23 protein-coding genes are annotated in these 22,817 nt (G+C 67.2%); 4 read left to right on the top strand and 19 right to left on the bottom strand.

What is annotated here, in order from left to right; genetic code table 11:
• Nucleotides 1-4: 4 nt before the first annotated feature.
• Genes CAL22_RS11595 through imuA form a run of 3 tightly spaced genes read right to left on the bottom strand, consistent with a single transcriptional unit; the run spans nt 5 to nt 5,263 of the window.
• Nucleotides 5-3,163, bottom strand: a complete 3,159-nt coding sequence (locus CAL22_RS11595) for an error-prone DNA polymerase (protein WP_094813258.1) — start codon at nt 3,161-3,163, stop codon at nt 5-7.
• An 8-nt stretch (nt 3,164-3,171) separates the two neighbouring features.
• Nucleotides 3,172-4,623 (bottom strand): Y-family DNA polymerase, encoded by a 1,452-nt coding sequence (locus CAL22_RS11590; protein WP_094813256.1) that lies wholly within the window; start codon nt 4,621-4,623, stop codon nt 3,172-3,174.
• Entirely contained in the window at nt 4,556-5,263 is a 708-nt protein-coding gene (gene imuA, locus CAL22_RS11585) for a translesion DNA synthesis-associated protein ImuA (protein ID WP_094813254.1), read from the bottom strand. Before imuA ends, CAL22_RS11590 begins: the two co-directional genes overlap by 68 nt.
• Nucleotides 5,264-5,491: 228 nt before the next feature.
• Here imuA and CAL22_RS21435 point away from each other — a divergent pair, with 228 nt between their 5' ends.
• Both CAL22_RS21435 and ypfH read left to right on the top strand, forming a co-directional pair.
• Entirely contained in the window at nt 5,492-6,538 is a 1,047-nt protein-coding gene (locus tag CAL22_RS21435; protein ID WP_094813252.1) for a methyl-accepting chemotaxis protein, read from the top strand.
• Between the two features lie 56 nt (nt 6,539-6,594).
• A complete protein-coding gene (ypfH, locus tag CAL22_RS11575; protein ID WP_094813250.1) occupies nt 6,595-7,305 on the top strand; it encodes an esterase in 711 nt (236 codons plus the stop codon).
• A gap of 82 nt (nt 7,306-7,387) precedes the next feature.
• On the opposite strand, the gene CAL22_RS11570 is transcribed toward ypfH, so the two are convergent.
• The 7 genes from CAL22_RS11570 to queE all read right to left on the bottom strand — a co-directional run bounded on the left by CAL22_RS11570 (nt 7,388) and on the right by queE (nt 13,737).
• Nucleotides 7,388-8,833 (bottom strand): efflux transporter outer membrane subunit, encoded by a 1,446-nt coding sequence (locus CAL22_RS11570; RefSeq protein WP_094813248.1) that lies wholly within the window; start codon nt 8,831-8,833, stop codon nt 7,388-7,390.
• 34 nt (nt 8,834-8,867) lie between these two features.
• A complete protein-coding gene (locus tag CAL22_RS11565; protein WP_094813246.1) occupies nt 8,868-9,764 on the bottom strand; it encodes an efflux RND transporter periplasmic adaptor subunit in 897 nt (298 codons plus the stop codon).
• Between the two features lie 4 nt (nt 9,765-9,768).
• Nucleotides 9,769-9,981 carry a DUF1656 domain-containing protein gene (locus tag CAL22_RS11560; RefSeq protein ID WP_094813244.1) on the bottom strand — a complete coding sequence of 71 codons (213 nt, stop codon included), beginning with the start codon at nt 9,979-9,981 and terminating at the stop codon, nt 9,769-9,771.
• Between the two features lie 6 nt (nt 9,982-9,987).
• On the bottom strand, nt 9,988-12,039 hold the full coding sequence (locus tag CAL22_RS11555) for an FUSC family protein (RefSeq protein ID WP_094813242.1): 2,052 nt from the start codon (nt 12,037-12,039) through the stop codon (nt 9,988-9,990).
• A complete protein-coding gene (locus CAL22_RS11550) occupies nt 12,036-12,503 on the bottom strand; it encodes a MarR family winged helix-turn-helix transcriptional regulator (protein WP_094813240.1) in 468 nt (155 codons plus the stop codon). Before CAL22_RS11550 ends, CAL22_RS11555 begins: the two co-directional genes overlap by 4 nt.
• Before the next feature lie 126 nt (nt 12,504-12,629).
• Nucleotides 12,630-13,076, bottom strand: coding sequence for a 6-carboxytetrahydropterin synthase QueD (gene queD, locus CAL22_RS11545; protein WP_094813238.1), 447 nt, complete (start codon nt 13,074-13,076; stop codon nt 12,630-12,632).
• A gap of 28 nt (nt 13,077-13,104) precedes the next feature.
• On the bottom strand, nt 13,105-13,737 hold the full coding sequence (gene queE / locus CAL22_RS11540; RefSeq protein ID WP_094813236.1) for a 7-carboxy-7-deazaguanine synthase: 633 nt from the start codon (nt 13,735-13,737) through the stop codon (nt 13,105-13,107).
• Between the two features lie 174 nt (nt 13,738-13,911).
• Here queE and arfB point away from each other — a divergent pair, with 174 nt between their 5' ends.
• Entirely contained in the window at nt 13,912-14,328 is a 417-nt protein-coding gene (gene arfB / locus CAL22_RS11535) for an alternative ribosome rescue aminoacyl-tRNA hydrolase ArfB (protein WP_094813234.1), read from the top strand.
• Here arfB and CAL22_RS11530 read toward each other — a convergent pair.
• Nucleotides 14,325-15,140, bottom strand: coding sequence for a CPBP family intramembrane glutamic endopeptidase (locus CAL22_RS11530; protein WP_094813232.1), 816 nt, complete (start codon nt 15,138-15,140; stop codon nt 14,325-14,327). The genes arfB and CAL22_RS11530 overlap by 4 nt on opposite strands.
• Nucleotides 15,141-15,278: 138 nt before the next feature.
• Between CAL22_RS11530 and CAL22_RS11525 the strand changes: the two genes are divergently transcribed.
• A complete protein-coding gene (locus CAL22_RS11525; RefSeq protein ID WP_094813230.1) occupies nt 15,279-15,656 on the top strand; it encodes an MAPEG family protein in 378 nt (125 codons plus the stop codon).
• 12 nt (nt 15,657-15,668) lie between these two features.
• Here CAL22_RS11525 and CAL22_RS11520 read toward each other — a convergent pair whose 3' ends face one another.
• From CAL22_RS11520 to CAL22_RS11485, 8 genes are all read right to left on the bottom strand, one after another.
• Nucleotides 15,669-16,112 (bottom strand): hypothetical protein, encoded by a 444-nt coding sequence (locus tag CAL22_RS11520; RefSeq protein ID WP_094813228.1) that lies wholly within the window; start codon nt 16,110-16,112, stop codon nt 15,669-15,671.
• A 117-nt stretch (nt 16,113-16,229) separates the two neighbouring features.
• Nucleotides 16,230-17,003 carry an NRDE family protein gene (locus CAL22_RS11515; RefSeq protein WP_143276962.1) on the bottom strand — a complete coding sequence of 258 codons (774 nt, stop codon included), beginning with the start codon at nt 17,001-17,003 and terminating at the stop codon, nt 16,230-16,232.
• A gap of 1 nt (nt 17,004) precedes the next feature.
• Nucleotides 17,005-17,487, bottom strand: a complete 483-nt coding sequence (locus CAL22_RS11510; RefSeq protein WP_094813226.1) for a YbaK/prolyl-tRNA synthetase associated domain-containing protein — start codon at nt 17,485-17,487, stop codon at nt 17,005-17,007.
• A gap of 30 nt (nt 17,488-17,517) precedes the next feature.
• Nucleotides 17,518-18,972 (bottom strand): efflux transporter outer membrane subunit, encoded by a 1,455-nt coding sequence (locus tag CAL22_RS11505; protein ID WP_094813224.1) that lies wholly within the window; start codon nt 18,970-18,972, stop codon nt 17,518-17,520.
• Nucleotides 18,973-18,975: 3 nt separating this feature from the next.
• Nucleotides 18,976-20,130 (bottom strand): ABC transporter permease, encoded by a 1,155-nt coding sequence (locus CAL22_RS11500; RefSeq protein WP_094813222.1) that lies wholly within the window; start codon nt 20,128-20,130, stop codon nt 18,976-18,978.
• Nucleotides 20,127-21,065 carry an ABC transporter ATP-binding protein gene (locus CAL22_RS11495; RefSeq protein WP_094813220.1) on the bottom strand — a complete coding sequence of 313 codons (939 nt, stop codon included), beginning with the start codon at nt 21,063-21,065 and terminating at the stop codon, nt 20,127-20,129. The genes CAL22_RS11500 and CAL22_RS11495 overlap by 4 nt, the downstream gene beginning before the upstream one ends.
• Nucleotides 21,062-22,054, bottom strand: a complete 993-nt coding sequence (locus CAL22_RS11490) for an HlyD family secretion protein (protein WP_094813218.1) — start codon at nt 22,052-22,054, stop codon at nt 21,062-21,064. Before CAL22_RS11490 ends, CAL22_RS11495 begins: the two co-directional genes overlap by 4 nt.
• Nucleotides 22,051-22,722, bottom strand: coding sequence for a TetR/AcrR family transcriptional regulator (locus tag CAL22_RS11485; RefSeq protein WP_094813216.1), 672 nt, complete (start codon nt 22,720-22,722; stop codon nt 22,051-22,053). Before CAL22_RS11485 ends, CAL22_RS11490 begins: the two co-directional genes overlap by 4 nt.
• Nucleotides 22,723-22,817 lie beyond the last annotated feature (95 nt).

The raw sequence follows: 22,817 nt of genomic DNA, 5'->3' as shown, positions 1-22,817 counted from the left end.
CGCATCAATGGAAGTTGCGGCTTTGGGTCTGCAGGCCGTCTTCGTCGAGCTGACGCAACAATGGCGACAGATCGACCAGCCGCTGCGCGACCAGGTTGCGCACATCGTCGATGTTCTGCCAGGTGCCGTAGACGCCCAACAAAACGGCGCCCAAGAGTTCACGGCGCTGGCGCTCGATGAGCTCATTGCGCACCACGACATTGACCGGCCCGGTTTCGTCCTCGATGGTGACGAAGATCGTGCCATTGGCGGTTTGGGGGCGCTGGCGCACGGTGACGATGCCGCAGGCGCGCGCCAGCCGGCGGTCCGGATAGAGGTTGAGTCTCTCGGCGGTTTCGAAGCGGCGTGCGGTCAGTTCGGCGCGCAGCAAGGCCACGGGGTGGCGGCGCAGAGTCAGGCCGGTGCTGTCGTAATCGGCCACCACTGTCTGGCCCTCGTTGGGCGCCGGCAGGCTGGGGCGTTCGGTTTCTTCAATCGGGGCATCGCGCAACAGGTCGCGGCGGTGCACGCCCACCGCGGACTGCCAGCGCGCCTGGCGTCTGTGGCCCGCCAGGGGGTGCAAGGCATCGGCGGCGGCCAGGGCATCGAGTTCCTGGCGGGTGAGCGCGGCGCGCCGGCCGAGATCGGCGACATCGGTATAAGGCTGCTGGGCACGGGCGGCCTCGATGCGCAGCGCGGCAGCCTCTTTGATGCCCTTGACCTGATTCAGCCCCAGACGCACGGCCGGGCGGGGCTGCGCCGGCCGTGTTTCGAAGCCGGCCTCCCAGCCGCTTCGCGTGATGTCCACCGGCAACACCACCACCCCATGCCGGCGCGCATCCTGCACCAGTTGCGCGGGCGCGTAAAAACCCATGGGTTGGGAGTTCAGCAGCGCGGCCAAAAATGCCTCGGGCTCGTGGCATTTGAGCCAGGCGCTGGCATAGGCCAGTTGCGCGAAGCTGGCGGCATGGCTTTCTGGGAAACCATACTCGCCAAAACCTTCGACCTGCCGAAACAACGCTTCGGCGAACTCCGGGCTGTAGTGGTTGGCCACCAGGCCATTGATGAGCTTGAGGCGGAATCGGTCCACACCGCCCTTGCGCCGCCATGCCGCCATGGAGCGGCGTAGCTGATCGGCCTCGCCGGGCGTGAAGCCGGCAGCGGCCACGGCGATCTGCATGACCTGCTCCTGGAAAATGGGTACGCCCATCGTGCGCCTGAGCACCTCTTCGACGGCCTTGCCGGGCGACACGATGGCTTCCTTGCCTTGGCGGCGGCGCAGATAGGGATGAACCATCCCGCCCTGGATGGGGCCTGGCCGCACGATGGCGACCTGCACCACCAGGTCGTAATAGCAGCGTGGCCGAAGACGGGGCAGCATGCTCATCTGCGCGCGCGATTCGATCTGAAAGGTGCCCACGGTGTCGGCGCGGCAGATCATGTCGTAGGTAGGGGTGTCGTCTTGCGGGATCTGATGCAAGGCCAGCGGCAGGCCCCGCCGCAGCCCTGTCATGGCCAATGCCCGGCGCAGCACGGACAGCATGCCCAGGGCCAGCACATCGACCTTCAGCAGATTCAGGGCATCGAGATCGTCCTTGTCCCATTGCACGACGCTGCGGCCCTCCATGGCGGCGTTTTCGATGGGCACCAGGCGTGAGAGCTTGCCGCGTGAGATGACAAATCCTCCGGGATGCTGCGACAGATGGCGGGGAAAACCCATCAGTGTCTCGGCCAGAATGGCCCATTGCCGCGCGACACGCGAGCCCGGATCCAGGCCGCATTGCCCGAGCGTGCGCAGCATTTCCTTTTTGCCGTCCCACCATTGGTGCGCGCGTGCGACCGCATCGATGATGGCCGGGTCCAGGCCCAGCGCCCGGCCCGTGTCGCGCAGCACACTGCGGGGCCGGTACGAAATGACCACGGCGGTCAGCGCCGCGCGCGCGCGGCCGTATTTGCCATAGATGTACTGGATGACTTCTTCGCGGCGGTTGTGCTCGAAATCCACATCGATGTCGGGCGGCTCATTGCGCTCTTTGCTGATGAAGCGTTCGAACAGCGCGTTGCCGTTGCTGGGGTCCACCGCGGTGATGCCCAGGCAATAGCAGACGGCCGAATTGGCCGCCGAGCCGCGTCCCTGGCACAGAATGCCGCGGTCGCGCGCAAAGCGCACGATGTCGTGCACCGTCAGGAAATAGGCTTCGTATTGCAGTTCGGCGATGAGCGCGAGCTCTTTCTCCAGCAGCGTGCCGACCGAGGCCGGTATGCCCATCGGAAAACGCTCGGCCGCGCCGGCGTGGGCGGCCCGCCGCAGATAGGACGTGGGCGTTTCGCCGGCAGGCACGATTTCGTCGGGATACTCGTAGCGGATTTCGTCCAGCGAGAAATCGCAGCGTTGCGCAATCACCTGGGTTTGTGCCAGCGCCTCGGCCGGAAAAAGCCCCGCCAGGCGCAGCCGCGAACGCAGATGGCGCTCGGCGTTGGTGGTCAGGTCATAGCCGCACTGGGCCACGCTGCGGCCGCTGCGGATCGCGGCCAGGGTGTCGTGCAGGGGTTTGCGTGAGCGCACATGCATCTGCACCTGGCCGATGGCCACCAGCGGCAGGCCGGCCGATTGCGCGGCCTGCTGCACGGCGGCGCGGTGCAGATCATCGCGTGAGCGTTGCAATTGCGACAGGCCCACCCAGGCCCGGCCCCGGAAATGGCGGCCCAGCCATTGCGCCTGGGCCGCCATTTCGGCGGGCGGCTGGCCATAGGCGGGGGTGAGGATGGCCAGGCAGCCGGCAAGGCCGTGCGCCGCCGGCGCGGCCAGATCGGCAGGGCGCAGCAAATAGCGGCCTTTCTCCGCGCGGCTGCGGCCCAGGGTGATGAGTTCGGCCAGATTGCCGTAGCCTTCCTTGTCCTGGGCCAGCAGCACGAGTTCGATGGGCGCGTGGCTGCCATTGTCCAGCGCCATGCGGCTGCCGATGATGAGCTGCAGATCAGGATGCTTGGCCGCTTGCACATGGGCGCGCACGACGCCGGCCAGCGAGCACTCGTCGGTCAGCGCCAAGGCCGTATACCCGAGCTTGGCGGCCCGCTCGACCAGTTCTTCGGGGTGCGAGGCGCCCGTCAGGAAGCTGAAATTCGAGAGGCAATCCAGTTCGGCATAAGCGGGCAGGACAGCGGCGAAGGGGTCGGTGGCCATGGTGCGTCCTAGGCGTACAGTCCATGCAGAAACCAGTGCTGGCCATGTTCGCGGTACAGCCAGTAGCGGGCCCCGGCCTGGTCTTCGGCCACGAAGTAATCCCGCTGAGTCTGGGTGGCGTCCCACCAGCCGCTTTCTATGCGTTCGGGGCCGCGCAGCAGCCGCAACGGCTGGCCCTGATAGACCGGCCGGTGCGCGTGCTCGGCCAGGGCGCGCGCCGGTTCGACCAGCCAGAAGGGACGGTCCAGGGGGCCGGCCGGCTGGCTGTCGGACGCGTGCGTGTGGTGATGGGCGGGTTGCCAATGGTTGGCGACTTCAGGCCGATGGTCGGCCTGCGGCGCAGGCTGCAATACGGCCTGCGGCCCCAGGCGCGCGGCCAGCAGGTCGAGCAAGCGGGCGTGGTCGGCGGCATTGCCGCCAGGCTCGGGAAACAGGGTGGCGCTGGCCATGCCGGGTTCGACGGTTTCATGGGCCGCCAGCGACACGGCGATGACCGGCGCGGCCAGTTCGAGACGTTCGAGGCGCTCACGCAGCAAACCGAGCAGATGCTGGCTGTGCCAGACCGGCTCGGCCAGGGACAGCGTCAGCATGGATGGCGGGCAGGCGCGGCGGCCGCGCTCGTGTTCGAGCGTGAGCGTGATGGCACGCACGGCACGCCGGCAGGCATGCAGCCAGCCGCTGAGCTGTTCGGTCAGGCGGCCCGCCACATCCATGAGCGCGGGGCTGTGTTCGACGTAATCCATGAGTTCGAGGCGGGCGGCGAAACCGGGCGGCGGCTCAAACCAGCGGTGGGCCTCGGCGGCCTGACCATAGGCGCGATCCAGTGCCTGCAGCAGGGCGGGCCCCGCGCGGCGCTGCAGGCCGCCGCGCGGCAGCGCGCGCAGATCGCTCAGCGTGTTGCAGCCCAGGCCTTGCAGCCAGGCCGCCTGAGGTTGGGCTTGCGGCAGCAGCGCCAGGGGGAGCTTGTCCAGCCGTTGCGCCAGGCTGGCCAGCCGCAAGGCCCCACCGGCGGCGCCTTGGGCCAGCAACCAGGCGCCCTCGGCGGTGGGCGCCATGCCCAAGCGGCCATGCAGGGCCAGGGCGGCCAGGCTGGCGCGTATGCGTTGCGCCAGCGCCCTGGGACCGCCAAACAGTTGCAGGCTGGCGCCGACATCCAGCAGCAGGGCGTCGGGCAGGCGCAAGGCCAGTTGCGGGGTGTATTGCAGCAATGCCAGCGCGGCTTCGTGCAGGCGGTGCGTCTCGGCCTGCGGATCGCGCAGCAATAGCTCGGCTTCGGGGGCCAGGGCCAGGGCGCTGGCGCGCCGCATGCCGATCTCCAGCCCAGCCTGGCATGCCGCCGGCGTGAGCGCGACGATGCGTTCCTGCTCGAGGATGGCGCAGCAGTAGCCGGGTTCAGGCCACCGGGCTTGCGCGCTGTCCAGAGAGAGATGAGGAAGATGGATGGCGATCCAGAGTCGCATGAGGAGCAAAGACTTGAGCCGGACGGTTGGGCGCGCCGTCCAGGGGCAGAAAAATCGGTGTCTCGCACACCGGGCCGCGGCGTTTGAGGATATGGATGGACAGCCCGCTGGGCGCGGGCGCCAGGGCCAGCCGCAGCGGCGCGGGGGAGGCGTTGTGCGCGGCCCGGGCCGGACGCAGCACGAAAAACAGGGTGTCACTGGCCTGAGCGGCCAGGTGCAGCCGCCGCAGGGACTCGGGCCGGACTTGGGGCAGCCAGCAAAGCAGGGCGGTGCAACTGGCGTGCTTGAGGATTTGTTCGGCGGCCCACAAGGCATCGCCGGGCCGCGATGGCGCCACCCAGAGCAAGCGCTCCGGCGCGAGCCGCCATTGCCGCCAGGCAGCGATATGCGGTGTGAACGGCGGTTGCACCAGCGCGACGGGACGAGTGTCGTCGCGGGCGGTGATGGCCGCGGATAAAAGGCGTAATTCGCCGCTGCCCGGATGCGGCAGGAGCAGTTCGGTCAGGCAGCCGAGGGGCCAGCCGCCTTCGGGCAGTTGCGCGGACAACTCGCCGTGGCCGGTCGGCACCACGCGTGCGCTGGCCCGGGCCAACTGCGTGGCCCGCCAGAGGGCGGGATGGATATGTTCGGGCGAGGGCATGGCAGTGCTTTCAATGACTGTATAAATATACAGTAAATCGAGCCGAACAGCCGTGACCCATTTGGCACCATATCGGTGCTGCGCCGATGCCCCAAAACGGGGCAATGCGCTCCGGAAAGCGGTCCAAGGCAGGGCGTCCGGGGCGCGCCGCGGGGCGCCGAGCTTGGCATGATTTCTGCTTGCTACAGAACGTATCAGCTGCCCTCAACCTGCCCAGGAGCCGTCTCTATGGCTTACCTTCCCGAGAAGATCGTCGAGCTTTCGCGCCGCGTGGAAAAAATCTCCAACGAAAAAATATCCAGCATCGTCGATATCAACCAGCAGGCCAAATACCTGTCCCTCAATGCCCGCATCGAGGCGGCGCGCTCGGGCGAGGCGGGGCGCGGCTTCGCGGTCGTGGCCAATCAGGTGCAATTCGTCTCCGAGCAGATCACCGGCATCGCCGATGCCCTGAAGCAGGAGCTGGCCGGCTCCATTGCCGATCTGATCCGCATCGGCGAGCACACCTTGCAGGAAATCCGCGGTTATGAAGGCCGGCGCTTGAGCGATCTGGCCTCCAATATGATCGAGACGATGGATCGCAATCTTTACGAGCGCTCATGCGATGTGCGCTGGTGGGCCACGGATTCATCGCTGGTGGATCTGCTCAGTTCGGGGCAGGGCGAGCGCCATGCCAGCGAACGGCTCAGCGTCATTCTGGACAGCTATACCGTCTATCTCGACCTCTGGGTTGCCGACGCCAGCGGGCGGGTGGTGGCCAGCGGCAGGCCCGGCCGCTACCCGCAGGTCATGGGGGCCGATGTGTCGCACGCCGAGTGGTTCCGGCGCGGCATGGCCACCGGCAGCGGAGGCGATTACGCCGCGCTCGACATTCAGTGCGAGCGCCTGCTGGGCGACGCCCAGGTGGCCACTTATGCCACGGCAGTGCGCGCCGGCGCCGACCGCAACGGCAAGCCCCTGGGCGTGCTGGGCATCTTCTTTGACTGGGCGCAGCAGGCCGACGCCATCGTGCGCTCGGTCGGCCTGAGCGAAGAAGAGTGGAGCCGCACCCGCTGCATGCTGGTCGACAGCAAGGACAGGGTCATCGCGGCTTCGGACGGGCAGGGCCTGCTCAAAGAGCGTTGCCCCTTGCGCAATGATGGGCAGGCGCGCGGCTTTTATGACAACGCCGATCGCAGCATGGTCGGTTATGCATTGACGCCCGGTTACGAAACCTACCCCGGGCTAGGCTGGTACGGCGTCATCACGCAGCGTGCGCGCCGCGAGTTCGAGTAAGGGGGCTAGAATGGACGATCATGGGGGTTGACCCCTAGCCTTTCCGGATTCACATCATGAAGACCACCGTCAATACCGCCATCGAACTGCTGCCCGAAGCGGGCATCGAGCCCAAGCAGCTCTTCATCCTGCTGCACGGGGTGGGTGGCATTCCAGACGGCCTGGAAAGCATGGCGCTGGCCATCCGCCAGGCGTTTCCGACAGCCGCCGTCTTGATCCCGGCGGGCACCGAGCCTTTTGATGGCGGCGGCGTGGGGCGGCAATGGTTTTCCGTGCGTGGCGTCACCGAGGACAATCGGCCCGCGCGCGTGGCGGCGGCGATGCCGCCGCTGGTGGCCTACATCCAGGAGCAGCAGCAGCGCCTGGGGCTGCTGCAATCGGACACCGCCCTGGCGGGGTTTTCGCAAGGCGCCATCATGGCCCTGGAAGCCGTGCAGGCCCATGAAGGGCTGGCCGGCCGCGTGCTGGCGTTTTCGGGCCGCTACGCCCAGTTGCCCAAGGCGCCGCCGCAATACACCACCATTCATATCCTGCACGGCGCGGCCGATCCGGTCATGCCGGTGGCGCTGGCCCAGGCGGCGCATGCGCGGCTGGCCGAGCTGCACGGCGATGCCACCATCGATATCGCCAGCTCCGTCGGCCACGAGTTGCACCCCGCGCTGGTGCAGCAAGGCATCGTGCGTTTGCAGACTTGCGTGCCCTTGCGCAGTTGGGAGGCCGCGCTCGGCCTGAACCAGACGCCGCCCGAAGGCAGCTCGGTGCACTGAGGCGCCGGCCGCCCTGCGATAGGGCGGCGCGCCGGCGTCAATCGCTTGCGGTCAGGCGCCTGTTTGCCGCCTGTGGCCGCTCTCAGGGTTGCGGCTTGGACGCGCCCGCATCATCCGATTCCCAACCCCCGCCCAGCGCCAGAAAGAGTGCGATCTGGTCTGTCGAGAGGCTGGCCTGCGATGCCGCCAGCGCGCTTTCATTGCTGGCCAGCGTGCGTTCGGCGTCGAGCACGGTCAGGTAGTCGGTCTTGCCCAGCTGGAACAATTGCCGCGCCTGGTTGGCGGCCAGGGCGCTCTGGTCGCGGGCAGCGGCCAGCGCGGCGTCGCGATCGAGCTGGCGCGCATACGTGACGAGGGCGCTCTCGGTTTCCCGCAAGGCGTTGAGCACGGTGCCGTCAAAGCGCGCCAAGGCGGCCTTGGTCGATGCTTCGGATTCAGCGATACGGGCTTGGACCGCACCCGTATTGGGCAGCGTCCAGGTGATGAGCGGGCCGATACCCCAACTGAACGTGCCCCGGTCGCCGAAGATCGCGGCCGGGCCGCCCGAAGTACCGGACAGGCCCAATGAGATCTTGGGATAGAGGTCGGCCGTGGCCACGCCGATGCGGGCGGTGGCAGCCGCCAGCGTACGTTCGGCCTGGCGGATGTCGGGGCGGCGGCGCAGCAGTTGCGCGCCGTCACCGACCGGGATGGTCTGCGTCAGACGTGGCGGCTGGGCGCACTGCAGCAGCGACGGCGGCATTTCGGTCGGCGCCCGGCCAGTCAGGGCGGCCAGGCGATAGAAGGCCGTGCGTTGCTGGGCCGCGAATGGCGGCAGATTGGCCTGCAGTTGTTCGAGCTGCCCGCGCGCGCGCGACAGGTCCAGCGACGTGCCGCGGCCGGCGTTCTGCAAGCGCTGCACGGCGTCCACCGACTGGCGCTGCACATCCACGGAGTGCTTGGCCGACGCCAGCTGCATGCCGGCCGAGCACAGATCGGCGTAGGCGCGCGCGGTTTCGGCCACCACGGTCACGCGGGCGGCATCGTAGGCCGCCTGGGCGGCCTCTTCATCGCCGTGCGCGGCCTCGATGGCGCGCTGGATCTGGCCAAACAGATCTACCTGGTAGGAAATGCTCAAGCCCGACGAGTACGACCAGCGGTCCTGCGGACGGACATCGGGCTGCAATTGCTGCACGCCGGAGGAGTGGCCGAAGGTGGGCGATGCGTTCACTCCCACCGAGGGAGATTGTTGCGCCCGGGCCTCCTGCGTCATGGCCTGCGAACGCTCGAGATTGGCGGCGGCCACACGCAGATCGGTGTTGGCCGACAGCGCGGACTCGATCAATCGATCCAGCACGGGATCCTGATACAGGCGCCACCAGTGCGCGGGCAGGGCTTGCTGCCGGTAAGGCGCGGCCTCGGCAAAGGGCGCTTGCGCCGCAGGCCGTTGGGCCACCGCGTCATCGGGTACGCGATAGTCTGGGCCGACGGCGCCGCAACCCGCCAGCGCGAGCGCCAATGTCAGCGGGAGGAGAGGACGGATATTCATGGCGGGACTTCGGTGGTGAGTTCTTGGGAGCGGCTTAGTGTTTGGCGGCGATGGCCGCGGTGTCGATGGCAACCGTGGCGGTCTGCCCGGCCACCAGACGCACGCCATCCGGCACCTCGTCGATGCGGATGCGCACCGGAATGCGCTGTGCCAGCCGCACCCAGTTGAAGGTGGGGTTGACGTTGGGCAACAGATTGGCGCTGGTGCTGCGATCGCGGTCGGCGATACCCATGGCGACGCTTTCGACATGGCCATGGATCTGCCGCGACTCGCCCATCAGGGTCACCAGTACCGGATCGCCTTCACGGATGTGGGGCAGCTTGGTTTCTTCGAAATAGCCTTCCACGTAGAAAGAGTGCGCGTCGACCAGGGCCATCACGGCGCGCCCGGCGCTGGCGTAGGAGCCCACACGCAGATCGAGGTTGGTGACACGGCCATCGACGGCTGCCTGCACGCGGCTGCGTTCGAGGTTCAGGCGCGCGACGTTTAGTTGCACCTCGGCCTGGGCCAGCGCGGCTTCGCTTTGCTGCAGGCGCGTCTGGCTCTGTTCCAGCGTCTCGGCCGAGACCAACTGGCCCAGGGAGCGGTTGCGCTTGACGTCGCGGGCGGCCTGCTCGCGGGCGACCTGCTGGGCCCGCACGGCGGCTTCGGCCTGATCCAGGGCGAGCTGGAAGCGGGCGCGATCGATCTCAAACAGGGTGTCACCGGCTTTGACATCCTGGTTGTCGTGCACGGGCACGGCAGTCACCAGGCCGGACACATCGGGAGCGACCTGGACGACATAGGCCTTGACGCGGCCGTCGCGGGTCCAGGGTTCGACTTCGTAGTGAACCCAGAGTTGCCACCCGGCATAGACCGCAGCGAGCACGACGAGCGCGGTGACGGCATATCTGCCAAGCGCGGCCGGACGGAGCGAGTTAGGGAGTTTCATACTGCTATCTCTGGAAGAAATAAGGGGAAATCAGGTAGACGCCATACAGCAGCACCACGGCCAGCGCGAGATCGAACAGGGCCGGATGCCAGACCAGGCGGTAAAAACCCAGGCGTCCGAGCACGCGCCGCAATACCCAGCTCAGCAATAGCGCCGGCACAGCCAGCACCAGCAGCCAGGGAAAATAAATACCGTAGAAATTGAATTCGCCTATCATTTTTTTCTAGCCCTCCTGAGCGGTCATCAGGGGGCGGTAAGCCTGGGCATCGGGGAAAAACGCGCGCCGGATGCCAACCAGCGCGACAACGGCCCGCTCGCGCGCGGCCTGACCGGAGTCGGGCGTCGCGCACACGCTTTGCAGCGCGCGGTCGATATAGGTCAACAACCTGTCGGGATGCTCGCCGACGCGGCCGGCCAGGCGGTCGCGGAAGCACTCCGCCAGCCCGCGCAGCACCGGCTGGATCGCGGCATCGGCCACCGGCAGATGGCGCCGCGCGCGCTGCAGCTCGGCGATATCCTTGCCCACGCGCAGATCTTTCAGTGCGTCATCGGCTAGTTGGTCGTCGCGGCGCCGGGTCATGGCCAGCCGGGGTTGCAGCAGGCCGATGCGGTCCAGCAGCCGGGCGGCGAAGGCCTGGCGGCCGATGACGCGCTGCGCGCTGGCCAGTGTGGCGAGTTCTTTCCAGTTGGCGCTTTGCAGGCGGCGGGCGCTCCATTCGACGCTGACGGTGCGGAAAATGGCCGCGATGATGGCCGCCACCGCCACGCCGATACACTGCGCCAGGGTGGTGTCCAGAAAGGACACCAGGTCGGCCGTGTTGGTGTCATGCAGCGCCAGGGTGCCGGACAGCCCGAAGAACACCGCCATGGCCTTGCCCACCGACGTGGGCCGGGCCAGGAAGACGCCGGTGACGAACGCAACCGGAAACAGGGCCAGCGCCAGCATCTCGAAAGAATGCACGGCTGGCATGATGCCCAGCAGGTACAGCGCCGACAGCGGGATGGAGTAAATCGTATAAGTCAGGAACTGCATGATGCCGGGCACGGGGTTGTCCTGCGCGGCAAAAAAGCAACTGAAGATCGCGGCCATCAGCGCGGCCGTGGCGCCATTGCTCCAGGCCGTGCCGATCCAGAACAGGCAGCACACCGAGATGGCCACTCCGGCAGCCAGCGCCGACAGCAGTGCCAGCCCATGGTCGCGGTGCAGCGCCGGGCCGCGCGTGAGGCGGCGCGCCGATGTGCGGGGCTTGCCTTCGAGGCCGGCGCGGATATCCAGGCGCAGCGCCAGGCAGGCGTCATAGGTGTCGACCAGCTCGCGCAGGCGCACCAACAAACTGGTGAGCAGGGCGTCGTCCCAGTCGGAGTCCGCCTGGATGGCGGGCGCCAGGCGCGTGAGCGCAGCGCGCAGGTGGACGGCCTGTTCGCGGCGCGCATTGGCGCTGTCGTCCATCCAGGCTGAAATCTCGTCCATGACCGCGCTCACGGGGGCGGGCAGTTCGCGCCCGGCGGCAGCCAGCGCCTGCAGGCGGTCCTCGACGGCCGAAACGGCCGGGGTCAAGGCGATGATGTGGTCCTGCATGGAGGCCAGGGCATTGGCCGTCCAGCGGATATTGCCCGTATCAAAGGGGACGTGGGTCGCCATCAGGCGCAGCTGGGTAATGTCATTGGCCAGCGTGCGGCGGTCCTGAGCGCCTTTCTTCTCGTCGCGTTCGCTCACATGCTTGATGACTTCCTGTATCCAGCTGCGCGCATCGCGCACGGTGGCGTCCAGCCTGCCCATCAGGGGGCGGGCGATGCCGCGCGGAAAAACCAGGCTGTGCGCCAGGGTGGCGCAGATAATGCCCAGGCTGATCTCCTCAACGCGGGCCAGCGCGGTGTCGAACACCGTGGCCGGGTCGGTCACGCTGGGAAAGCCGATCATGGCCGCGGTGTAGCCGGCCAGCATGAACAGATACGACCGGGGCGTGCGGTCGAGCACGGCGATATAGAGGCAAAATCCCACCCACAGCACCATGGCAAGCGTCATGAGCACGGGGTAGTTGGCCAGGCGCGGCACGGTGTAGACCGTCATGGCCGAACCGAAGAACGTGCCGCCCAGCCGATACACGGCCTTGGAGCGTACCGCGCCCGACCAGGGCTGCGACACGACGTAGGCAGTCGTCATGGCCCAGAAGGGGCGAGGCAGGCCGATGCTGTACGACAGGTACAGCGCGGCCATCGCACCGGCAAAACATTTGAGCGAGAACATAGCCTCTTCGAGGCTGGGCAGTTTCATCGCGGGAAATCCTCCCGCGACACGGCCGACTCCCGGCCCATGGCGGTCTTGAGCTGTTCGAACACGCGCAGGCAGACGTCGAGGTCGGCCTGAGGCACGTCCTTGAAAATCTGGCGGCGTAACTGTGCCAGCACGCCTTCGACCTGTTCGCGCAGATCCTCGCCGGCCGGTGTCAGATGCACGGTTTTCGCGCGCCGGTCCTGAGCGTCTTCGCGGCGTTCCAGCAGCCCGGCGGCCACCAGATGATCGAGCACGCGCACCAGCGAGGGGCCTTCGACGCCCAGGGCTTCGGCCAGCGCGCCTTGCCGCACGCCATCACCCATGCGGCCCGTGACGATGACCGGCCACGCGGTGGCCTGCGACAGGCCAAAGTCGGCCAGCGCCTTGTCCGCCGCGCTGCGATAAGCGCGCGAGAGCACCATCAGGTGGGCCGTCATGGACATGAGTTGGGAATCCGTATTCATGAATCACATTGTATCCTATTTAGTAGGAAGCTAATAAATAGGAAATAGCAATAATTCTGATGGATTCCGTCTATTGGTGGAAAGCTGACGCCGCCATGAAAAAAGCGCCCGGCGGGCGCTTGAAGCTTATTTGCCGTCGCAGTCGGCCCAGCAGTTGGGCGTCTCGAACAAACGTACCCGGGACAGGCGCAGCGCGTGGCCGTAGGCGTTGTCATAATGCGGCGCGAGCAGGCCGAAGATGACCGCGGCAAGGTTTTCGGCCGTCGGGATGCGGTCCAGCACGACGGTTTTGTGGCCAGGCAGCGTCGCCAGAAAATCGCGCACGGCCGTATCGCCCTCATAGACCAGAAAAGCATGGTCCCAGACATCGACCACATGGGTTTTGGCGATGTGCTTGATGTCAGAGAAATCCATCACCATGCCGGTATCGGATTGGCCGGGCGTCTGCACGACGTCGCCCGTCAGGGTCAACTCCAGGACGTAACGATGGCCGTGCAGATTGCGGCACTGGCTGCGGTGATCGGGGATGCGGTGGCCGGCATCGAACTCCAGCCTGCGGGTGACGGAAATCAAGGGCGGCCCCCGCGCGTGAATCGGACAATCATGGAATGCCTATGTATTTATGGGTTTGCACACTCAGCCGCCATTGCGGGTGGGCCATGCAATAACGCACCGCAGCTTCGGTGTTGGCCAGACGTTGCGGGCCGTCCATGGGCTGCAGGAAAAAATGTTCGAACGCCAAATCGGCAAAGGCCTCGGGCGGCGTATCGGCTTGCGGAAACACCAGCTTGAGTTCCTGTCCGCGCGTTTGCACGACCGGCGCGCGTCCCTTGGGACTGACGCAGATCCAGTCCACGCCGGCCGGCACGGGCAGGGTGCCATTGGTTTCGATGGCGATGGTAAAGCCTTGCGCATGGACGGCGTCGATCAGGGCCGCATCGAGCTGCAGCAATGGCTCGCCGCCGGTAAACACGACATAACGGCCCGCCGTCTGCGGCCCCCAGGTCTGGGCCAGTGTGGCGGCCAGCGCCTGAGCATCGCGGAATTTGCCGCCGCCTTCGCCGTTGGTGCCGACGAAATCGGTATCGCAAAAAGTACAGGCGGCCGTGGCGCGATCGCTCTCGCGACCCGACCACAGATTGCAGCCCGAGAAACGGCAAAACACCGCCGCTCGCCCGGCCTGGGCGCCTTCGCCCTGCAGCGTCTTGAAGATTTCTTTGGCGGAGTAAGTCATGAGAATCCGGGGGCCAGCGCCCAAACCGGGAAAACGCAAACCGCCATTTTACCGTTTGTGGCCCCGGCCAGCTTGGCGAGGCCGCCGCGTCGCGGCCCGCCCTGCCGGCGGCTGGCCAGGGCAGACGGTCCCGGCATGGTTAAATTCTGTTTTCAACGGGCTGGCGCAACATCGATGCTGCATATTCAGGACTCTCTTTACCTGGACGAACGCGAACTGGATTTCGGCATGATCCGGGCCCAGGGCGCGGGCGGGCAGAACGTCAACAAAGTCTCCAGCGCGGTGCATCTGCGTTTTGACGTGCCCGCCTCGTCGCTGCCCGAGCCCGTCAAGGCGGCCATACTGGGCCTGGCCGACCGCCGTCTTTCCAAGGAGGGCGTGTTGGTGATCAAGGCGCAGGCTTACCGCAGCCAGGACAAGAATCGCGCCGATGCCGTCGAGCGCCTGCTGGCGCTATTGCGCCAGGCGCTGTTCACGCATCCCACGCGCCGGGCCACGCGCCCGACCAAGGCGTCGCAGCGGCGCCGCGTCCAGCGCAAGGTGCAGCGAGGCGATGTGAAGCGGCTGCGCAGCCGGGTGGGCGACGACTAGGCCAGCGCCGGGTAGCTGAAGAAGAGAAAGTGGGCGGTATTGAGCAACAGATGCGCCAGGACAGCGGCGGCCAGGCCGCCGCGCTGATAGGCCCAGCCATAGAAAAGCCCCGCGACCGTGGCCAGTGCCACCAGCGCGGGCCCGCCGGCGTAATGCGCCAAACCGAACAGCAGCGCGGCGGCGCAGCACGCGCCCGCGGCGCCCATGCGGCGGCTTAAAAGGCGCTGCAGATACCCGCGGAAGAACGCTTCCTCGGCCAGCGTGACCAGCAAGGCATTGTTGAGCAACCACAGCCAGCCTGCGGCGGGCCAACCGGGCGACCACTCGATGACCCCGCAGATCCAGGCCGTGCCCAGGCACACCAGGCCCGCACCCAGGCCGGCGCTCAGGCCGCTGAGCAGGCTGGGCCGCCAGCCCTGACGCAACAGGGGTGGCGCCATCACGAGCAGCACCCACCAGGCGATCAGCGGCTTATCCAGATTGAGATACATGCGCAGCGGCGCCGAGCCCGGCTTGAGCACGGCGTCGATGGCCAGGGGATTGTGAAAGCCGGGCAGGGCATGCAGGGCCAGCGCCAAGGCGGTCAGGATGAACAGGGCGTGGCCTGCCAAAGCGCTGCGGCGGCGGTGCTGCAGCGCGGCGCTGACCAGCAACAGGCCAAAGGCAAGCAGCGCGGCCGGGTCGAGCCAGTGCTGCCAGGCCGCGCCCGCCAGGCCCGCCAGCATCAGCCCCGCTGCCGGTTTGTAGGCGGGCGGCCACCAGAGCAGGGCATAGGCCGGAAAGATCAGAATCCAGGGCAGGCAGGCAGTCATGCGGGTGTCGTCCGGAGCAATCCGGCATTGTAGGCAGGCCGCCAGCCCCGGCGGTGTCGACGCAAAAAGCCTTCACGGGCCGCGCCGGCGGTGTAAGGTGTGGACTGGCCGGCATGGCGCCGGCGCAAAGGATGACGCATGACGCACATTGCCTGGTTGATGCTGGCCGCCGCCTTGCTGCCTCTGGTGGCGGCGATCGCCAGCAAGGCTGGCGGGCGGGGGTTCGATAATCGCGATCCGCGGCCCTGGCTGCAGGCGCAACAGGGTTGGCGGGGCCGCGCCAACGCGGCTCAGGCCAATAGCTTCGAAGCCTTGCCTTTCTTCTTTGCCGCGGTGTTGTTTGCGCTTTACAACCAGGCGCCCGTGCAGCACCTGGGGGTGCTCATGGGCGCCTGGGTCGTGGTGCGCCTGGTCTATCTCGCCCTGTACGTGGGCGGCCACGGCACCCTGCGTTCGCTGGCCTGGCTGGCAGCGCTCATCCTCAATGTCCTGATCCTGTTTGCGGGCGCGCGCTGAGCCGGGCCGGCGTCATTGCCATTCGAAAATCGCGCGCGCGGTGCCCGAGGCGCCGACGTTGACTTGCTGCGTTTTGGTCTGCCCATTGGACGAGGCCTTGACGGTGTAATTGCCCGCCGGCAGGTTGGCTAGCAGGAAGGGGCCCTGCGCCACGGTTTTCAGGACGACCTGTTGGTGCGCATTGCTGATCTCGACGGGGATGTCGGCCAGGTATTGCGCGCTGCCGCCGGCGGCGCGTTGCGCAAAAGTGAGCATCAGGCGGTATTGGCTGGCCGCGGCCTTGAAGGCATCGGATTGGCCTTCGCCTATTCCCCCGGACAGAAACCGCACGTCGCCTTGCTGCTGGACTTGCGGCAGATTGGCGGGCGACGGTTGAGCCAGCGCCGCGCCGCTGGCGGCCATCAGGCCGGCGGTCAACAGCGCCGCGGCCAATGCTTGTTTGCCATGTTGCTTCATGATGGGTACTCCTCAAATGAGGCAATCGCCGCCGGGCCGAATGCCCGGTGCGGATTGCACGCCGAAGGGGATCGCGCACGGGCAGGCAAGTGCCTGTTCGGCTCGATTGCCGTGCTGTCAGGGCGCGCGCAGGGAGAATGTCAGGTCGGATTCGCCAGCCAGACATGCCTCGGGCGTGAAACGCCTTTCATGCAACTCGCCTTGCCCATTATCGCGCCATAGCATGACGGTGGAGCACCGCGTGCCATAGTCGGGGCTGACAATGAAGGGGCTGCTCAAGAGCCGTTCGCGGGCCAGGGACAGCCCGGTCCGGGGCAGCGCGGCGTCATCGGCCGCCGTGCGGTCCGCCAGGGCGGCGAATAGCGCGGGCAGGTCCGGTTGCGGGCCGTGGGCAAGGACCTGCGCCACGGCGGATTTGAGACGCACCAGTTTGGGCCAGGGGGTGTCCAGCAGATGGTTGGACAGGGCATGGATGCCGTTGTCCAGCGCGCGCGGGGCCGCATCCCGGTTGCCGTAATACCAGGCGCCCTGCGCATCGCCGATGATGAGGTTGAAGCCGTTATAGGCCGCGCCCTGGCGCGCCACCTCAAAAATATAATCGCGCGCGGCCATGCCGCCAGCCAGATAGCGCTCGACCAGGGCGCCGCGCGAGGGCGCCTCGGCGATCTGCCGGCCGACTTCGCGGTAATTGGTGACGACGGCGTAACGGCCGTTGTCGGCCGTGCCCATCCACGTGCCGCCGGCTCGCAGGTCGCGTCCGGCATAAACGCGTGGCTCGCCAGGCCAGGCTGCCGCCGGTGCGGTGGGGCGGGCATGGAACTCATCGCGGTTGGCGGCGATGAGCACCGGAATGCCGGCGACCTGATTCAGGGCAATGACGGCCAGGCACATATCAAGTGCGCACGAAACTGGCGATGTCCGGCTGCGCGATGCGGAAATAATCTTCCGTGCGCAGCAGAATGGACGCATCCAGGCGCCCGGCATTGAACACGATTGCTTCGTGGCGCTGGCGCAGCGTGGGGTCGACGATCAGATGCAGTTCGGGGTTGAACGAAAACGGCGGGATGGCGCCGATCTCGCAACCGGTCAGTTCGCGCGCCAGTTCTTGCGAGGCGAGCGCGGCCTTTTTGCCGCCGGTGACCTGGGCAATGGCTTGCAGATCGGCCTGGGCATCGGCGGGGAAGACCGCCAGCACATGCTTGCGCTGCGTGGAGCTTAACTTGATGCGGCAGACCAGCGCCTTGGCGCCCTGGCTGACCTGGGTGCCGCGTAGCGCGGCGACTTCGACGGACTTGCCCGCGGCCGGGTGGCGTAGCAGTTGATAGCTCGCGCCATGCCGGGTCAGCAGGTCTTGCAGTTGCTCAAAAACGTCCATGACGGCGTGCAAAGGCTGAAACAGGCCTCATCATACGCCGGGCTCGGGGGGCGCTTCGTTCCACCACCCGCCGCCCAGGGCGTGCATGAGCGCCGCGGTATCGGTGTAGCGGTCGGTCTGTGCCTGTATGCGGTCGCGCCTTGCGGCAAACAGCTGGCGCTGCGCGTCGAGCAAGTTCAATTGGCTGATGCCGCCGACACGGTATTGGCCGCTGGCGATGGTATAGACGGCTTCGGTCTGCGCTTCGGCCTGGCGCTGCTGGGTCAGCGTCTCGGCGTCATGCTCGAGGGCGCGCAGGCTGTCGGCCACCTGCTGCCAACCCTGCAGCACCGTGTCGCGATAAGCGGCCGCGGCGGCCTCATAGGCGGCTTGGGCGCCGCGCTTGCGGGCGCGCAGTTCGCCGCCGCGGAACAGCGGTTGGGCCAGGCCCAGGCCGATGTTCCAGATGTTGATGCCGTTGCTCAGATCGTTGGTGTGCGTGCGCTGTGATCCAAAGCCGGCGGTCAACGTCAGGCGCGGGTAGAGGTTGGCCGTGGCCACGCCCACCTCGGCGGCGGCGTGATGCCACGCGGCTTCGGCGGCCAAGATGTCGGGCCGCTGGCGCGCCAGCGCCGAGGGCAGGCTGACCGGGATGTCTGCCGGCAGCTTCAGGCTGGCCAGGGTCAGGCCGGTGTCTGGCATGTTGCCCGGATCCTGGCCCAGGTAGACCGCCAACTGGTGGGTGCTGCGCGCCAGCTCCTGCCGCAAGGCCGGTAACTGGGCCTGGGTCTGCGCCACGAGCGCGGCCTGAGCGCGCCATTCCCGTTCGGCCACCGCGCCTGCGTCCAGGCGCTTGCGCACGATCTGCAATTGCGCCTGCTGCGCCTCGGCCAAGGCCGAGGCCGCCTGCAGCGCTTCGCGCTGCCCGGCCTGCCGGATGGCGGTGGTGACGACATTGGCGGCCAGCGTCATGCGCGCCGCCTGCCATTCATAGGCCATGCGTTCGGCCTCGGCAAGCGACGCTTCGACGGCGCGCCGCTCCGCGCCCCAGATGTCCAGCGTATAGGACACCGCGATAGAGGCGTTGTAGAGCGCGAAGGGGTCGGGCTGGGGCATGTCGATGCCCATCGAGGAAGGATCCACCCGCTGGCGCACGCCGGACAGCTTGGCATCCACGGCGGGCAATAGCCGCGACCCTGCCTCGGCATTGGCCGCTTCGCGGGCCTGGGTCAGTTTGGCGCGTGCCTGCGCCAGCGTGGGGCTGTCGGCCAAGGCTTGGCGCACCAGGCCGTCGAGCACCGGCGATTCGAATAACCGCCACCATTGTGCCGGCACATCCGCGCCCGGCTGCAAGCGTTGCATTTCGCTGCCCTGACCCACCTGGGCGGGCGCGGCCAGGGGCGTGCCGTCGGGCGCGGGGCGCTGAAAGTCCGGGCCGACGGCGCACCCGGCCAGCAGTAGCAACAGCCAGGGCAGTCGGGTCGCGATCTTGGCGTAATGAGGCATGGGTCAGTCCAGAGTGCGGCGGTAAAAGCGCAGGGCCAGGCCCATCACCACCAGGGTGAAGACGATCAAGGGCCAGATGCTGGGCCACAGATCGATCCAGCCGTTGCCTTTGAGCAGAATGCCGCGAATCAGCCGGTTGTAGTAGGTCAGCGGCAGCACGTTGCCGATGGCTTGCGCCCAGGCCGGCATGCCCAGGAACGGAAACATGAAGCCTGAGAGCAGCAGATTGGGCAGGAAGTAGAACATCGCCAGTTGCAGGGCCTGCAATTGGTTCTGCGCCACCGATGACAGGGTGATGCCGACCGTGAGGTTGGCCGCCACGAAAAGCAGGGTGGTGAGGTAGACGGCCAGCAGGCTGCCCTCGAAGGGCACGTGGAACACAAAGCGGGCCGCAGCCAGGGTGATCGTGGCTTGAATCAGGCCGATGGCGATGTAGGGCATGATCTTGCCCGTCATCACCTCCAGCGGCGTGACGGGCATGGCCAGCAGATTCTCCATCGTGCCCCGCTCGCGTTCGCGCGTCATGGCCAGGCCGGTAATCATCACCAGGGTGAGCGTGAGCACCATACCGATCAGGCCGGGCACGGTGTTGTATTGCGAGACCTGTTCCTCGTTATAGAGGCGATGCACCTGCACGTCGAAGGCGGGCGGCCCGCCGGCCAGGTGGGCCCAGGGGCCGGTCAGGTCGTGGCGCGTGACGCTGTCGGCCAGTTGCGCTGCCGCGCCGATGGCCATGCCGGTGGCCAGCGGGTCGGTGGCGTCGGCCTCGATCAAGAGCGCGGGCCGTTCTCCCCGCAGCAGCTTGCGGGTGAAATCCGGCGGGATGGAAACCACGAACAACACCTCGCCGCGCGCCAAGGCCTGGCGCGCGCTGGCCTCGTCAGGCAGGGTCTCGACGATCTTGAAGTAATCCGAGGCCGACATGGCGGCGATATAGCTGCGGGTAAATTCGCTTTGATCGGAGGCCAGTACGGCTGTCGGCAGTTGCTTGGGGTCGGTATTGATGGCATAGCCGAACAGCGCCAGTTGAACCAGCGGCAACACGATGATCATGCCGAAAGTGATGCGGTCGCGGCGCAACTGCAAAAACTCCTTGAGCACCATGCTCCACCAGCGGGTCCAGGAGAACAACCGTCCCTGCCTGCTCGCCGCGTTCATGGCTGACTCCCGAAGTTGTCGCTGGCGCGGCTCATCAAGTAAATGAAGACGTCTTCCAGGCTGGTCGGCACGCGCGCTATTGTCAGGCCGCGCGTTTGTGCAGCCTGACGCAAAGTGTCCTCCAGCGGGCCATCCACCTCGCCGCTGACGTGCAGCGCATTGCCAAACGCCACGGTCTGGGCCACGCCGCGCTGCCCGCGCAGCCACTGCCCCAGCGGAACCAGATCGGCGCCTTGCACGGCCCAGGTCTGCAAGTGCTGGCTGGCGGTGATGCTCTCGGCCGTACCCTGGGCCAGCATGCGCCCGTAGGCCAGATAGGCCAGCTTGTGGCACCGCTCGGCTTCGTCCATGTAATGCGTGCTCACCAGTACGGAGATGCCTTGCGCGGCCAGGGCGTGCAGTTCTTCCCAGAAATCGCGCCGGGCGGTGGGGTCAACCCCGGCGGTGGGCTCATCCAGCAGCAGCAATTGCGGCTCGTGCAGCAGGCAGGCGGCCAGCGCCAGCCGCTGCTTCCAGCCGCCGGACAGCGAGCCGGCAAGCTGATCGGCGCGCCCCTGCAGACGCAGTTGCTCCAGCGCACGGTCCACGGCCTGGCGGCGTTGCGGCATGTCGTAGATGCGCGCCACGAAATCCAGGTTCTCGCGAATGGTGAGGTCTTCCCAGTAGGAAAACCGTTGCGTCATATAGCCCACATGACGTTTGATGCTGCTGCTGTCGCGCAGAATGTCGTAACCCAGGCATGTGCCGCTGCCCGCATCGGGCGTGAGCAGCCCGCACATCATGCGTATGCAGGTGGTTTTGCCGCTGCCGTTGGGCCCGAGAAAACCGTAGATCTCGCCCCGGCCGACCTGCAGCGATACTTGATCGACGACGAGCTTGTCGCCAAAGCGCTTGGTCAGCCCCTGGACATCGATGACCGGATCCGGCTGCGTCATGGCGCCGTCTCGTCCAGCCGCACATCGACCGGCTGTCCGGGGTGCAGGCGCGTGGCCTGCGCCGCGTCCGGGCGTGCCTCGACCAGGAATACGAGCTTGCCGCGCACTTCGCGGCTGTAGATCACCGGCGGGGTGTACTCGGCCTGAGTGGCGATATAACTGATGCGCGCCGGAATCGGATCGCCGCAGCCGTCGCAGGCGACGTTGAGCGCTTGGCCCACGCGCAGGCGTCCCACTTGATCCTGCGGTACGAAAAAGCGCAGCTTGATGTTGCCGGGGGGCAGCAGCCGCACGACCGGGCTGCCCGCATTGACCCATTCGCCGGGGCGATAGAGGGTGTCGAAGACCAGCGATGCGGCCGGGGACTGCGTCCGGCGCTGCGCCAGGCTCCAGTCTGCCTGCGCCAGCGTGGCCTCGGCCGCTTGCACGTCGGCTTGTTGGGCCTGGCGCTGCTGATCGCGGGCGGGCAGCGCGGCGACTTCCAATTGGGCCTGCAGCTCGCGCACCTGGGCGCGATTGGCATTGGCCGTGGCGCGGCTGTTGTCCAGTTCCTGGCGGGAGATGCCGCCATCCTGATACTGCCGGGTGTCGCGCGCCAATTGTGCATCGGCGCGGCTTTGCTCGGCTTGCGCCCGCACGAGTTGAGAGCGCACCACGGCGACTTCGGGCGGGCGTTTGCCGCTGGCCGTATCGGCCAGTTGCGCCTGCGCGGCGCTCAGGCGCGCCTGGGCCTCGGCGCGGGCGGCGTTTTCTTTATCCTGATCCAGGGTGAACAGCAGACCGCCCTGCGCGACTTGCTGGCCGCGTTCGACATCCAGGCTCAGCAGGCGGCCGGACTGCGTGGGTGCCACGGCGACGAAATCGCCTTCGGCGTAGCCCTGAAAGGGCGCCGGCGTCTGGCGGCCGCAGGCGGCCATCAGGCCGCAGGCCAGCGCAACGCCGGCCAAGCGGGCCAACCGGGTCAGGGGCGGGAGGGGGGACTGGGTCATGGGCGTCGGCGAGTGGAGGGAAAAAGCCCGTGCTCGATGAGGGCGCAGGCGTGAGCGGAGATGGCGGCGGTATCCAGCGCTTGCTCTTGATCCCAGACACGGCGCCAGACCCCGGCCGTGGCCAGGGGCAAGAGCGTGGTGCCTAGGATGGACAGAAAAACGAGCCGGGGATCGATACCGGCATGGACCTGGCCTCGGGCCTGCGCCTGCGCCAGCTCCTGCGCGAAGGCGCGCAGCCGATCGGTCGGTAGATGGCTGAGCACGCGCTCGCGCAGCTCGCCCCCCTCATTGACGACCTCGCGCATCCACAGGGGCGGCAGCCAGGGCCGCTGGGCGGCGCATTCCATCAGGCGTGCCACGATGGCGCGCACCATGTCGCGCGGCGAACGCGCCTTGCCGGGCGGTGACCACACATACTCGATGAGCGGCACCAGGCGTTCGGCCACCAGGGTGTCGAGCAAGGCGTCGCGGTTGCGGAAGTAATAGTGCACCATGGCCGGCGTGACCCCGGCTGCCTGCGCGATGCGCGCGATCGTCGTGGCGGCCACGCCGTGTTGGGCGAACTGGGCCGTTGCGGTATCGAGCAGCAGCGCCCGCGTGGCATGGGCATCCGGACGGGGCGGGCGCCCCGGGCGGCGAGGGGGCTGTGGGGCCTGGGAAGTCAGCATGCGGTGATTTTAATTAATGAATAAATTAATTAAAAGAGGCGGGCTGTGACAGGATTTTTGTGCGCCGCCGCAGCCCTGGTGTAAAAGGGATGAAC

This window comes from Bordetella genomosp. 12 (genome assembly GCF_002261355.1).
GTDB lineage: Bacteria > Pseudomonadota > Gammaproteobacteria > Burkholderiales > Burkholderiaceae_B > Bordetella.
This window is presented reverse-complemented; position numbering and strand designations above follow the sequence as displayed.